13 protein-coding genes are annotated in these 13,194 nt (G+C 68.0%); 5 read left to right on the top strand and 8 right to left on the bottom strand.

The features are described from left to right. Positions 1-338 precede the first annotated feature (338 nt). Positions 339-1,703 (bottom strand): pitrilysin family protein, encoded by a 1,365-nt coding sequence (locus Q0632_RS09630; RefSeq protein WP_298928055.1) that lies wholly within the window; start codon positions 1,701-1,703, stop codon positions 339-341. Positions 1,704-1,712: 9 nt separating this feature from the next. After that, positions 1,713-3,119 carry a pitrilysin family protein gene (locus Q0632_RS09625; RefSeq protein WP_298928052.1) on the bottom strand — a complete coding sequence of 469 codons (1,407 nt, stop codon included), beginning with the start codon at positions 3,117-3,119 and terminating at the stop codon, positions 1,713-1,715. A gap of 29 nt (positions 3,120-3,148) precedes the next feature. On the opposite strand from Q0632_RS09625, the gene ftsY reads away from it, so the two are divergent. Continuing rightward, the gene (gene ftsY, locus Q0632_RS09620; RefSeq protein WP_298928050.1) at positions 3,149-4,195 is read left to right on the top strand and encodes a signal recognition particle-docking protein FtsY; all 1,047 of its coding nucleotides are present in this window, start codon (positions 3,149-3,151) and stop codon (positions 4,193-4,195) included. A 7-nt stretch (positions 4,196-4,202) separates the two neighbouring features. Here the strand turns inward: ftsY and cutA are convergent, their stop codons facing one another. Then, on the bottom strand, positions 4,203-4,547 hold the full coding sequence (gene cutA, locus Q0632_RS09615; protein WP_298928048.1) for a divalent-cation tolerance protein CutA: 345 nt from the start codon (positions 4,545-4,547) through the stop codon (positions 4,203-4,205). Positions 4,548-4,600: 53 nt separating this feature from the next. Here cutA and Q0632_RS09610 point away from each other — a divergent pair, with 53 nt between their 5' ends. The 4 genes from Q0632_RS09610 (at position 4,601) to Q0632_RS09595 (ending at position 9,086) form a co-directional block, all read left to right on the top strand. Next, complete coding sequence (locus Q0632_RS09610; RefSeq protein WP_298928045.1) at positions 4,601-5,068, top strand: DUF962 domain-containing protein; 468 nt, start codon at positions 4,601-4,603, stop codon at positions 5,066-5,068. 154 nt (positions 5,069-5,222) lie between these two features. After that, a complete protein-coding gene (gene rpoH, locus Q0632_RS09605; protein ID WP_298928040.1) occupies positions 5,223-6,155 on the top strand; it encodes an RNA polymerase sigma factor RpoH in 933 nt (310 codons plus the stop codon). A gap of 66 nt (positions 6,156-6,221) precedes the next feature. After that, a complete protein-coding gene (locus Q0632_RS09600; RefSeq protein WP_298928037.1) occupies positions 6,222-7,970 on the top strand; it encodes a 7TM diverse intracellular signaling domain-containing protein in 1,749 nt (582 codons plus the stop codon). Positions 7,971-8,087: 117 nt separating this feature from the next. Continuing rightward, a complete protein-coding gene (locus Q0632_RS09595; RefSeq protein ID WP_298928034.1) occupies positions 8,088-9,086 on the top strand; it encodes a tripartite tricarboxylate transporter substrate binding protein in 999 nt (332 codons plus the stop codon). 57 nt (positions 9,087-9,143) lie between these two features. Here Q0632_RS09595 and Q0632_RS09590 read toward each other — a convergent pair whose 3' ends face one another. The 5 genes from Q0632_RS09590 to Q0632_RS09570 are packed head-to-tail and all read right to left on the bottom strand — an operon-like array spanning position 9,144 to position 13,180. Next, positions 9,144-9,749 (bottom strand): SCO family protein, encoded by a 606-nt coding sequence (locus Q0632_RS09590; RefSeq protein WP_298928032.1) that lies wholly within the window; start codon positions 9,747-9,749, stop codon positions 9,144-9,146. A 4-nt stretch (positions 9,750-9,753) separates the two neighbouring features. After that, positions 9,754-10,635 carry a heme o synthase gene (cyoE, locus tag Q0632_RS09585; RefSeq protein ID WP_298928030.1) on the bottom strand — a complete coding sequence of 294 codons (882 nt, stop codon included), beginning with the start codon at positions 10,633-10,635 and terminating at the stop codon, positions 9,754-9,756. After that, positions 10,632-11,783 (bottom strand): heme A synthase, encoded by a 1,152-nt coding sequence (locus tag Q0632_RS09580; protein WP_298928027.1) that lies wholly within the window; start codon positions 11,781-11,783, stop codon positions 10,632-10,634. The genes cyoE and Q0632_RS09580 overlap by 4 nt, the downstream gene beginning before the upstream one ends. Positions 11,784-11,787: 4 nt before the next feature. Then, positions 11,788-12,459 carry a hypothetical protein gene (locus tag Q0632_RS09575; RefSeq protein WP_298928026.1) on the bottom strand — a complete coding sequence of 224 codons (672 nt, stop codon included), beginning with the start codon at positions 12,457-12,459 and terminating at the stop codon, positions 11,788-11,790. Further along, a complete protein-coding gene (locus Q0632_RS09570; RefSeq protein ID WP_298928024.1) occupies positions 12,452-13,180 on the bottom strand; it encodes an SURF1 family protein in 729 nt (242 codons plus the stop codon). Before Q0632_RS09570 ends, Q0632_RS09575 begins: the two co-directional genes overlap by 8 nt. Positions 13,181-13,194: the final 14 nt, after the last annotated feature.

Below are 13,194 nucleotides of genomic sequence, written 5' to 3'. Positions count from 1 at the left end.
GGGGGCGGCCCGGGGTGGCGCGCCCCGGGTTGGTGGGGGCGCTTCCTTGGGCCGCGTTGTTGGCCCCCGTGGGGGGGGGGGGGGTCGGGGGGGGGGGGGGGGGGCTTTGCCGCGCCGCGGGGGGAAGAAGGGGGACTGGCCATGGCGCAAGCTTAAAGCCTGGCGCCGCGCCGCAAAAAAAATGCGCAGTCCCGAAGGACTGCGCACCCGAACTCTCTGACTCTCTCTTCTCTCCTGATTTCAACCTGTGTGACAGCAGGTGAGCGGATTCTTCCCCAGAAAAAGCCGGACGCAAGCGCCACCCCTGTCAGGATTGACAGGGGTGGGGCCAAAATAATTCAGGGTTGGCGCGGTGCGGCGGCACCCACGGTGACGGTGACCATGCGTTCGGGCTGCAGCTTGCGCACAAAGGCGGCGCGGATCTGCTCCACGCTGACCTTGGCGATCTGCGCCGTCCAGGTGTCCAGGTAGTCCAGCGGCAGGCCGTTCCAGGCCACGCCGGCGATGTTGTCCAGAAGCTTGCGGTTGCTGTCGATGCGCAGGGCGAAGCCGCCCATCAGGTTGTCCTTGGCCGCCTGCAGTTCGGCCGCGGTCGGCCCCTCGGCGACAAAGCGCGCCAGCACCTCGCGTGAGACCTGCACCGCCTGGGCCGCCTGGTCGGGCCGGGTCTGCAGGCCGATGGTGAAGGCGCCGGCATGCAGGCCGGGCGAGAAGTAACTGTAGACGCTGTAGCTCAGGCCGCGCTTTTCCCGCACCTCGGTCGACAGCCGCGAGACAAAGCCGCCGCCGCCCAGGATGTAATTGCCCACCAGCATGGGAAAGTAATCGGGGTCGGCGCGCTTGTAGCCCGGCTGGCCGATCAGCACATGGGCCTGGGCCGACTCGAAGGGGATGGCCTGGCTCAGGGGCGCGGCCAGCGCCGCCACTTCCGCCACCGGCGGCAGCGCGCCGCACTGGGCCGGCGTGCTCGCCGGCAGCCGCGCCAACAAGGCGGTGACCAGGGCATCGGCCTGGGCCCGGCTGACGTCGCCCACCAGGCTGACCTTGGCGCGGCAGGGAACGACCGCGGCGCGGTAGGCCGCTTGCATGTCCTGCACGCTGATGCTGGCCAGCGAAGCTTCCGTCACGTCATAGCCGTAAGGATGGCTGCCATAGACGGCCGGCAGGAAGGCCCGCGCCGCCACCGTCGCCGGTTTGGTGTTGGCCTCGCGGATGGAGGCGCTCATGCGCTCGCGGTCGCGCAGCCAGATCCGCTCCGGAAAGGCCGGTTCGGCCAGCTGGCGCGCCGCCAGCTGCACGGCCTGGGCCAGCAGGTCGGGGTAACTCAGCGAACGCAGCGAGAAGCTCAGGCGGTCGCTGCTCGCGTCGCCGCCAAAGCCCGCGCCCAGGTCGGCCCAGGCCTCGCTCAGCTGGTTCTCGTCCAGCGCCGGCAGGCCGTCGCGGGCGGCAATGCCCTTGGCGCTCATGCCGGCCGCCACGCTGTGCAGGCCGGCCTTGCCGGCCGGGTCGCGCCGGCTGCCGGCGTCGAAATCCAGTTGCACGTCCAGCATGGGAATGCCATGGCTCTCGACCAGGGTCACCAGGGCGCCGCCTGGCTGGGTCCACTGCTGCAAGGGCAGGGCCGCCAGCGCAGATTCAGAACAAAACAAGGCTACAGCCCCCGTCAACAGGACCTGAGAAGCTATCTTTTTAAGAGCAATCATGGTGCTTTCTCAGTGGCGCGAGCCCGGCGGGGGCGTGCGCGGCTTGCGGTTCTTGTCGACAGGCTGGGGCAGCAGCGTGGCCACGGTGAGCTGGTCGTCGCCAAAGTACCTGGCGGCGACCGCCTTGACCTGGTCGGCCGTCACCGCGCGCAGGCGCTGGATCAGGCGCTCGCCGGCATCCATGGGCAGGCCCAGGGCCCAGTAGGCACCCAGTTCGCGCGCCTGGCTCATGACCGAGTCGAGCTTGTAGACCTCGGCGGCGATCCAGCGCGTCTTGACCCGGGTGAGCTCGGCCTCGGTCACGCCTTCGCTGGCCACCCTGGCGACCTCGGCGCGCAAGGCCGCCTCGACCTGGGCGGCGGTCTTGCCGGGCGCGGGCACGCCGTCCAGCGTGAACACTTGCGGCCCGCGGCCCCACAGGCCGTTGCCGGCGCCGGCGCTGTCGGCCACGCGGTCGGCGCCCTGGGTCAGGGCACGGTCCAGCCGGGCACCGGGATAGCCATCGAGCACGGCACTGAGCACCGTCAGCGCCAGCGCCTCATCGGCTTGCGGCGACGGGTCGAAAGAGTTGAACTGCGGGACCTTGAAGCCCAGCGCCACATAGGCCTGTTCGGCTGGCGCCTTGAGTTCGATGCGGCGCATACCGGCCTGAACCGGCTCTTCGCGCGGCTTGCGCTGCGGCACGGCACGCGCGGGGATGGCGCCGTAGTATTTCTCGGCCAGGCGGCGCACCTGGGCTGGGTCGACATCGCCCACCACCACCACGGTGGCATTGGCCGGCACATACCAGCGCGCGAAAAACTCACGTGCGTCCTGCGGCGTCATCGCGTCCAGGTCGCTCATCCAGCCGATCACCGGCCGCCGGTAGGGCGAGGCCTGGAAGACCGCGGCGTTCATCACCTCGTACAGCGCGGCGCGCGGCGAGTCCTCGGTGCGCATGCGCCGCTCCTCCTTGACCACTTCAAGCTCGCGCTTGAACTCCTCGTCCGGCCAGCGGTTGCCGCCGAAGCGGTCCGCCTCCAGCCGCATCACGTCTTCCAGTCGGCCGGCGGGAATCTGCTGGAAGTAACCTGTGTAGTCGCGGCTGGTGAAGGCGTTCTCGCGTCCGCCCAGGGCCGCCACCCGGCGCGAAAACTCGCCGGGCTGCAGGCTCGCCGTGCCCTTGAACATCATGTGTTCCAGCACATGGGCAACGCCGCTGGTGCCGTCGACCTCGTCCATCGAGCCGACCCGCACCCACAGCATGTGGACGGCAGTGGGCGCGCGCGGATCGCGCTTGACGATGACCGTCAGGCCGTTGGCCAGCTGGAACTGTTCGGCCTGGACGGGGGTTGCAGACTGGGCGTCAGCGGGCGCCAGGGTGAGAGCAAACGCAAGGATGCAGGCGCTGCGCAAGCTCGACAGAAGGTGTTTCATAGAATCGTGTGATTCTAAAAAGCCTTTCAATGTTCAGTTTCTTCAAGAAAAAACCGGCGCCGCCTGCCGCAGCACCTGCAGAGCCCGCAGGGCCCGCCCCTGCGCCGGCCGGCGGACTGATAGGCAGCGCCCTGGTCCAGCCCATGGACCTGGCGGCGCCGCCGGCCCCGGCGCCCGAGCGCCAGCGCTGGATCGACCGCCTGAGCGCCGGCCTGCGCAAGACCGGCTCGAACATCTCGCAGGTTTTCACCGGTGGCCAGATCGACGAGGCCCTGTACGAGGAACTGGAGACCGCCTTGCTGATGGCCGACACCGGCGTCAAGGCCACGCAGCACCTGCTGGACGAGGTGCGGCGCAAGGTGGCGGCCAGCGGCGCGACCCGCCCGGTGCAGGTCAAGAACATCCTGGCCGATGCGCTGACCCAGCTGCTCAAGCCGCTGGAAAAACCGCTGGTGATTGGGCAGCACCAGCCCACCGTGATCATGGTGGCCGGCGTCAACGGCGCGGGCAAGACCACCTCCATCGGCAAGCTCACCAGCCATCTGGCGGGCGAAGGCGCGACCGTCCTGCTGGCCGCCGCCGACACCTTCCGCGCCGCCGCGCGCGAGCAGCTGGCCGTCTGGGCCGACCGCAACACGGTGGAAATCGTCAGCCAGGAGGGCGGCGACCCGGCGGCCGTGAGCTTCGACGCCGTCACCGCCGGCCGGGCCCGCGGCAAGGACGTGGTCCTGGTCGATACGGCGGGCCGCTTGCCGACCCAGCTGCACCTGATGGAAGAACTCAAGAAGATCAAGCGCGTGGTGCAAAAGGCCGACGCCTCCGCGCCGCACGAGGTGCTGCTGGTGATCGACGGCAACACCGGCCAGAACGCCCTGGCCCAGGTCAAGGCTTTCGACGAAACCCTGGGTCTGACGGGCCTGATCGTCACCAAGCTGGACGGCACGGCCAAGGGCGGCGTGCTGGCAGCCATCGCCCAGGAGCGGCCCGTGCCGGTCTACTTCATCGGCGTGGGAGAGCAACTGGCCGACCTGGAAACCTTCAACGCCCGCGAGTTCGCCCTGGCCTTGCTGGCCTGAAGCGTCCTCAATCCGCCGCCGGCGCTCTGACCTGCGCACGCAGCCACTGGGCATAGACCGGGCTGGCCTGCTGGCGCGCGGCCAGGAACTGCGGCACTTCATAGGGGTGGTGCTCGACCAGCCAGGCCTGCAGCGCCGCAAGGCATTCCGGCAAGGTCTTGATGCTCAGCCGCACCTCGGCCTGCTCGCACAGCTGGCCCTGCCAACGGTAGACCGACACCAGGCACTGGTCCAGTTGCACGCAGGCCGCCAGCCGGCTTTCCACCAGCAGGCGCGCCAGGCGCTGGCCGTCGGTCAGGGAGGGCACCGTGGTGGTGACACTCAGAATGTCAAACTCTTTACAGTCTTGCATGGGGCGCGCTCCCAGAATTAGCCCATTGTTCCAAAACTACAAGGAGACAAGCCATGGACACGACGAGCAATGCGGCGCATGCCGCCCCCCTCTCCGGCCGCAAGGTGGACCAGTTGCTGGCCCACTACGGCGAAAGCCACCGCAACCCGCGCAACGAGGCCATCCACTACGTGGCCATCCCGCTCATCATCCTGAGCCTGCTGGGCCTGCTGTTCGCCCTGCACCCCTGGGCGGCCTACGCCTTCGTGGCGGCCAGCATGGTCTATTACGCGCGCCTGTCGGCCCCCTTCCTGATCGCCATGGCCCTGCTGTCGGTGGCCGATCTGGCCCTGCTCCATGCCATGGGCAGCCTCGTGCTGCCGCTGTCGGTGGCGATTTTCGTGGCGGCCTGGATCGCCCAGTTCGTCGGCCACAAGATCGAAGGCAAGAAGCCATCCTTTCTCGAGGACCTGCGCTATCTGTGGGTGGGACCGCTGTTTGTGCTGGCCGCCCTCTTCACCCGGATGGGCATTCGCTGGTAAAAATTAACCTTAAATAATTAAAACTCCTTTCAAGTGACGGTTTTCGCTTACCTGGGCAAACCCGTAATTTGCTATCGTGGTCATTGAACTTGCCACTTAGCACTCCCTCTAACCGAGTGCTAATATGGTCCCCACTATGGAAGGAGTCCTTGCAATGTCCCACCTCAATGGAGCTTCAAACACGGCACTGGCAGTGGCCAACCCGTGGGCGGTCGTTCCCTCCCTGGGCAATCTGGACGCGTACATCTCGGCCGTGAACCGCCTGCCCATGCTCACCCTTGAGGAAGAGCAGGAATTCGCCCGCAAGCTCAAGGACGGCAACGACCTGGAGTCGGCCGGGAAACTGGTGCTGTCGCACCTGCGCCTGGTGGTGTCCGTCTCGCGCAAGTACCTGGGCTATGGGCTGCCGCACGGCGACCTGATCCAGGAAGGCAACATCGGCCTGATGAAGGCCGTCAAGCGCTTTGACCCGGACCAGGGTGTGCGCCTGGTCAGCTATGCGCTGCACTGGATTCGCGCCGAGATCCACGAATACATCCTGAAGAACTGGCGCATGGTCAAGGTCGCCACGACCAAGGCCCAGCGCAAGCTGTTCTTCAACCTGCGCTCGATGAAGCAGGGCTTCAAGAGCGAGGCCGACGCCCAGACCCACCGCGACACGCTGACCGACGCCCAGATCGACCTGATGGCCAGCGAGTTGAACGTCAAGCGCGAGGAAGTCATCGAGATGGAGACCCGCATGTCTGGCGGCGACGTCATGCTCGACCCCTCGCCGGGTGACGACGGCGACGAGGCTTTTGGCCCGATCGCCTACCTGGCCGACACCAACCACGAACCCACGGCCATGATCCAGGCGACCCAGCGCGACGTGCTGGCAACGGACGGCATCGCTACTGCGCTGGAACAACTGGATGCGCGCAGCCGCCGTATCGTGGAAGAGCGCTGGCTCAAGGTCAATGACGACGGCTCCGGCGGCCTGACCCTGCACGACCTGGCCGCCGAGTACGGCGTGTCGGCCGAGCGAATCCGCCAGATCGAGTCCGCGGCAATGAAAAAGATGAAGAAAGCGCTGGCCGCCTACGCCTGAGCGCCCCCGTCTACTTAGACCAAAGGCCCGGTGACCCCGGGCCTTTTTTGTTGCAACATTCCCGCCGTGAGAAGCAGAACTCTACGATGGTGGGTCGCTCTGTTGTGGCTGTTCTGGCTGGGCGGTGTCCTGGCGCAGGAGCGGGCTCCAGGCGCCGCCTCGCCAACCGAGACCCCGCGCCCGAGCGCCATCGTCCTGTCGCACGACACCCTGCCCCTGTCCCTGGACGGGCGCAGCCGCTACTGGATCGACGCTTCCGGCCAGGCCAGCATCGACGAGGTCGAGGCTGCCGCCGATGCCCTGCCCTGGGCTGGCCGCGAGTCCGGCCAGCAGTACCGCGTCGACAGCAAGGCCCTGTGGTTCCAGTTCGACGCGGTCGCGGCCCAGCCGGACCGCTGGTACGTGGAGCTGGCCTCCTCGGGCCTGGACCGGGCCCAGCTGTTCTACCGTGGGGCCAGCGGATACTGGAATATGCAGGAAGCAGGCGACACCAAGTCGGTGTCCGAATGGCCGCTGCCCGGCCGCGTCCCCACCTTCGAGCTCTCGGCCGAGACCGGCAAGCCGGTGCGCTATTGGCTGCGCATCGAGCATGCCCGGGTCAACTTCGCCGTGCCGATCGCCATCTACGACCAGGCCACGCTGCTGGCCTCGCGTGAAAGTGAGCAGTTCCTGCTGGGCGCTTACTTCGGGCTGGCTGCGCTGATCACCCTGGTGGCGGCCGCCAACGCCGCCGCCTACCGCGACCGCATCTTCGGCGCCTATGCGCTCTACGTGCTGTCGCTCAGCCTGGGACAGGTCGCCTATCTGGGTGTGGGCGCCCAGCACCTGTGGAACGACTGGCTCAGATGGAACGAGGTCGCCACCTTCGTGCTGCCCGGGGTGTCGACCGCCCTGGGCCTGTGGTTCGTCAAGATGGTTACCGAACCGGCGCGCTTCTCCCGCGCCCTGGATCTGGCCGTCTGGAGCCTGATCGCGGCCCTGCTGTCGGCCGTGGCGCTGGACACGTTCGCGACGTCGCGCGCCACCTTCGCCCTGGTGATGACGCTGACCGCGCTGGCGCTGGCGCTGATTGCCACGCTGATCGCCCTGGTCTGGGTGCAAGGCACCGACCCGCACATCCGCCTGGTGGCGCTGGGCTTCCTGCCGGTGCTGGTGATGGCCATCTTCCCGGTCGCCCGCGGCCTGAACCTGATTCCCAACAGCATGCTGACCCGCTACGGCCTGTCGATCGGCGCAGCGCTGGAAATGCCCATCCTGTTTTACGCGCTGAGCCTGCGCGGCAGCCGGCGGCGTGAGGCCGAACTGCGCGCGGCGGCGCTGTCGCACAGCGACGCGCTCACGGGCCTGGCCGACCAGAGCCACCTGCTGCGGCGGCTGAAGGCTGCGCTGACGCGCGCGCGCAGCCAGAAACACTCCTTCGCCGTGCTGGTGATCAGGATCGCCAACTTCGATGCCATCACATCCGAGTTCGGCGGCAGCGCCGGCGAACGGGCCCTGGTGGTCACGGCCTCGCACCTGCGCCGCGTCATCACCGACATCGACATGGCGGCGCGCATCGGCGAGCGCGAGTTCGCCGTGCTGCTCGAAGGACCGACCACCAGCGACAATGCCACGGCGCGAGCCCAGCAACTCATCGCCAAGGGCTTGCAGCACTCCGAGGTCTTGCCGCCGACGGTGATGCTCAAGTACCAGATCGTGGTGGCCGTTCTGCCCGAGGGCGAACGCGACGCGGCGTCCATCCTCAAGTGGGTGCGTGACGCGGTGCTGGCCGTGCCGGCGGACAACAAGCGGGCGATCCGGCCGCTCAATTTCTGAGCCTTCCGCACAGCGGCGAGCCGCTGCAATGTGTTACGAATTTACAATGCTGCGCTACGTTAGCATTGCCGCGCCGGCGCGATGCCGGTGCGTTGTAACCCTCGAGGAATTCTCCCCATGTCCCAACCCGTTTTGCGCCGCACCGTGCTGGCGCTCGCTTTGGCCGCCGCCGCCACCGGCGCAGCTGCGCAACAGAAGGCCGCCGCCAAGCCGGCCGCCGCCTGGCCCACCAAGCCTCTGCGCATCGTCGTCGGCTTTCCCGGCGGCTCCACCCCCGACCTGGTCGCCCGCACCATCGCCGAGCCGCTGTCCAAGGCCCTGGGCCAGCCCGTCATCGTCGACAACAAGGTCGGCGCCGGCGGCAACATCGCCGGCGACTTCGTCGCCAAGGCCACCGACGACCACACCATCGGCATCATGGTCAACGGCAACATGACGATCGCCAAGCTGCTCAATCCCAAGCTGCAGTTCGACCCGCTCAAGGACATCGCCCCCATCAGCCTGATCGGCACGGCGCCGCTGATCCTGGCCGTGCCGGCCAACGCGCCGGGCAACAGCACGCAGGAGTTCCTGCTGGCCGCGCGCAACGGTGGCACCAAGTGGAGCTACGGCTCGGTGGGCGTGGGCTCGGTCGGCCACCTGGGCATGGAACTGCTCAAGACCAAGACCAACATCGACCCGGTCCACATCCCCTATCCGGGCAACCCGCAGGTCATCACCGCCATGATCGGCGGCCAGATCCAGATGTCGTTGCTGCCGCCCGCGCTGGCCGCCGCGCAGATCCGCGCCGGCAAGCTCAAGGCCATCGGCGTGACCTCGGCCAACCGCAGCCCGCTGGTGCCTGAATACCCCAGCCTGGACGAAGGCGGCATTCGCGGCTTCCAGCTGGAGATCTGGAGCGCCGCCGGCGCGCCGCAGTCCATGCCCAAGCCCATCGTGGCCAAGCTGTCGGCGCTGATCAGCGAGATCGCCCGCAGCCCCGAGGTGCGCGCCAAGCTGTTCCAGCAAGGCTGGCAGGTGGCCGGCACCTCGTCCGAGGGCCTGGCCAACCGCATCAAGCAGGACACGGCCCTGCTGGGCGGCGTGATCGCCATGCGCGGCATCAAGGCCGAATAAACGCTCACCTGATCAGATGAACAAGGCCGGGCAAAGCCCGGCCTTGTTCATGGTGCGTCAGGACTTGAGCAGCAGCTTGATGTCGGCCGCCAGGGCCTGGGCGCCGCTGCCGTAGCGCGTGTACAGGCGCAGCCGGCCCTGGGGGTCGTAGACGTAGCTGGCAGCCGAGTGGTCCATGGTGTAGCTGGTGGGCGTCTTGCCCTCGGCCTTCTTGTAGTAGACCTTGAAGTCCTTGGCCATCGCTGCCAGTTCCTCGGGCGAGCCACGCAACGCCAGGAAGCTCGGGTCGAAGTTGGCCATGTAGGCCTTGAGCAGCGGCGCCGTGTCGCGCTCCGGGTCCACCGTCACGAACAGGCCCTGCAGCTTGTCGCCGTCCGCGCCCAGCAGCTTCTTGACCTCGGCCAGCTCCGCCATCGAGGTCGGGCAGACATCGGGGCACTGCGTGAAGCCGAAGAACAGCACGACCGCCTTGCCCTGGAAATCCTTCAGGCTGCGGCGCTGGCCGTTGTGGTCCGTCAGGCTGAAGTCCTTGGCGTAGTCGGCGCCGGTGATGTCGACCGCCTTGAACTGCGGCTTTGCCTCGGAACATGCGGCCAACAGGCCTGCAGCCCCCGCCAGCAGGACGGGAGCAGCTATGGATTTGAGAGCAGATCGACGGTCCATGGCATCACATCAGGTAGTGGTCCAGCAGCAGCGCGGCAAACAGCACGCTCAGGTGGATCAGGGAAAAACGGAAGGTGCGGCGCGCCAGCGCGTCGGAATAGTTGCGCCACAGGGCAAAGCCGTAGCCGCAAAAACCGATGCTCAGCACGACGGCCGCCGCCAGGTACAGCCAGGAGCTCATGCCGTAGGCGAAGGGCATCAGGCAGGCGGCGAACAGCACCAGGGTGTACAGCAGGATCTGCAGGCGGGTGAACTCGTTGCCGTGCGTCACCGGCAGCATGGGCAGGCCCGACTTGCGGTAGTCCTCCACGCGGTACAGGGCCAGGGCCCAGAAATGCGGCGGCGTCCACAGGAAGATGATGAGAAACAGGATCAGCGCCTCGGGCCCGACGTCGCCCGTCATCGCGGCCCAGCCCAGCACCGGCGGCATGGCGCCCGAGGCGCCGCCGATCACGATGTTCTGCGGCGTCAGCGGCTTGAGCACCACGGTGTAGATGACGGCGTAGCCGACGAAGGTGGCAAAGGTCAGCCACATGGTCAGCGGATTGACCCACACGTACAGGACCCAGGAACCCAGCGCGCACAGCACGGTGGCAAACAGCAGGGTCTGCCAGTCGGCCAGTTGGCCGCGCGCGGTGGGCCGCCAAGCGGTGCGCCGCATCTTGGCGTCGATGCCCTTCTCCACCAGGCAGTTGAAGGCGGCGGCCGCGCCGGCCACCAGCCAGATGCCCAGGCAGGCGATCAGGGCCAGGCGCACCTGGGCCAGTGTAGGCAGGCCGGGCACGGCCAGCACCATGCCGATCAGGGCGCAAAAGACGATGAGCTGGACCACGCGCGGCTTGGTCAGCGCGTAGAACTGCTGCACGACGGCGAGGGAAAAACTCATGCGGACAACTCCGGGGAATGCAATGTCTGGCTGCGCGCATCGCGCGCCACGGCGCGGCTGCGGCACAGGGTCCAGGTCAGGGCCACGACCAGGGCGGCGGCGCCGCCGGTGTGCGAGACGGCCGCCACCAGCGGCCAGTCCAGCACCACGTTGGACAGGCCGGTGGCGAACTGCCACAGCGCCAGGCCCAACAGCCAGCGGCGCTGTGGCCGCAGGGCCGGCGCTTCGCCCAGCCGCCAGGCCAGCAGGCCCAACGCAAGAAAGCTGGCATAGGCGCCCAGCCGGTGCACGTAGTGGATGGCCGTCAACGCGGCAAAGCTGATGTGCTCGCCGCTGGCTGTCATGCCCAGTTCGCGCCACAGCTCAAAACCCTGGCTGAAATCCATGGGCGGCCAGTAGCTGCCCTGGCAGGCCGGGAAGCTGTTGCAGGCCAGCACGGCGTAGTTGGTGCTGACCCAGCCACCCAATGCAAGCTGCAGTGCCACCAGCGCAAACGTTGCCAGCAACACGGCGCGGGTGCCGGCAGACACTGGCACGATGGCAGCACCATGGGCGCGCGCATAGGCGGCGGCCTGCAGACACAGCAACACCAGCAGCACCAGGCCACCCAGCAGATGCAGGGTGACGATGGCCGGGAACAGCTTCATGGTCACCGTGAGTGCCCCGAACGCGCCCTGCAGGCAGACCCAGAACAGGGTGAAGGTCGGCAGCCAGGGATTGAGCGCGGTCTGCTCACGCCGGCGCAGCCACCAGGTGGCCGCGGCCAGCGTGAGGATCAGCACGCCCACGCCGGTGGCCAGGTAGCGGTGCACCATCTCGATCCAGGCCTTGCCGTGCGTCACCGGGCCGCTGGGCATCGCCTCCTGGGCCAGGCTGATCTGGGCATGGGCCTCCACCGGGCTGGCCTTGCCGTAGCAACCCGGCCAGTCGGGGCAGCCCAGGCCGGAGTCGGTCAGGCGGGTGAAGGCACCGAACAGCACCAGGTCGAAGGTCAGGAACAGCGTCAGCAGAGTCAGGGCCTGCAGGCGGCGCGCCGGTGCGGCCTGGCGGTTGCGCAGCCAGACCCAGGCCAATGGCCCGAGCGCCACCACCACGCCCATCAGCATGAGGCGCAGGGCAGGAGACAGGTCGTAGAGCTGGGCGTCCATGCGTCTAGCGGCCCGGCTGGTCCCAGGAGGACGAGGCGCGCAGCAGGCGCTCCAGGTCGCGCTTGGCATTGGCCGCACCGGCTTTGTCCAGCGCCGCAGGAAAACGCATCATCCAGTTGCCCATGGGGTCGACCACATAGAGGTGATCGTCCAGCTTGTGGCCGGCCGCGGGCGCCAGCCACTGGGCCAGCTGCGCGCCGTCGACCGACAGCACCGTGGCCTGGGTGACGGCGGGCCGCAGGGCCTCGCGCACGGGCTGGCCGTCGTTGACCAGCCAGACCCAGTCAAGCCGGTCTTTCCCCTTGCCCAGCGACTCACGCAACTGGCGCTGCAGGTAGAGGTGGGCCTCGCACGCAGCCTCGCAGGCGCCACCGGCCACGCTCACCAGAAGCCACTGGCCCTTGAGCGAGGGCAGGGCCAGGCTCTTGCCGTCGATGCCAGTGGCATTGAGGGCCGGCAGCGGGCGCTGCGGGTCGACCAGCTCGCCATAGCTGCGCCGCGCTTCCGGCCGGATCAGGTAGTAGGTGATGTAGGAGGCGACGACCGGGGCCGCGCACACCGCCAGCACCGCCAGCATCTTCCAGCGGCCGCTGGCCGTGCGCTGCGCCTGCGCGCCCACCGCCTCGGCCGGCGTGGGCAGGGAATGCACGGTCAGGCCCAGCGGCTGCTCAGGCATGGCGGGCTGTGCCGCGGGCGGCGATGAATTGGAACCAGACATACAGAATTGCGATGAGGCCAGCCAGGGCGAACCACTGGAATGCATAGCCGTAGTGTTTTTCGGTGCCGCTGCCCACCTCGGGCCAGTCGCGCAGCAGCCCCTCGGAGGCCGGGCCGGTCTGCTGCAGCGACAGGTCCTGCCGCAGCGGCAGGCCGGTCTGCGCGGCGTAGGCGGCCAGGTCCAGATTTTGCCGGATGGCGCCGGCGGCCGGCGCCGCGAACTCGTATAGCTTGGCCGGCGGCGGGGCAATGCGGCCGCGCACCTCGACCGGCCCTTGCGGCGTGTCCAGCGCGGGCAGCTTCTCGCGCTCGCTGAAGTTGCGCTGCACCCAGCCGCGCTGCACCACCACCGCGCCGCCGCCATCGAGCAGCAACGGCGTCAGCACGTAAAAGCCCGGCTTGGCCTGCATCTGCCGGTTGTCCAGAAACACCGTGTGCTGCGGCGCCCAGCGGCCGCGCAGCGCGACCGGTTGCCAGACTGCATCTGCTGCGCTTTTGATAGCAGAAAGTCCAGTATTGTCCAGGGCTACAAGGTTTTTTCGTGCCTCAATGGCACTTTGCAAACCTTGTTTCTGGGCAGCCCGCGAGAGCTGCCACGCGCCCAGCGAGGCCGTCGCGGCAATGCCCACGGCGGCGGCGGCGGTGATCAGCCAGAAGCGGCCGGCGCGCGCCCTGTTCACTGGATAATCCCATC

The organism is uncultured Ramlibacter sp., assembly GCF_936925435.1.
In the GTDB taxonomy this organism is placed as follows: Bacteria; Pseudomonadota; Gammaproteobacteria; order Burkholderiales; family Burkholderiaceae_C; genus Ramlibacter.
This window is presented reverse-complemented; position numbering and strand designations above follow the sequence as displayed.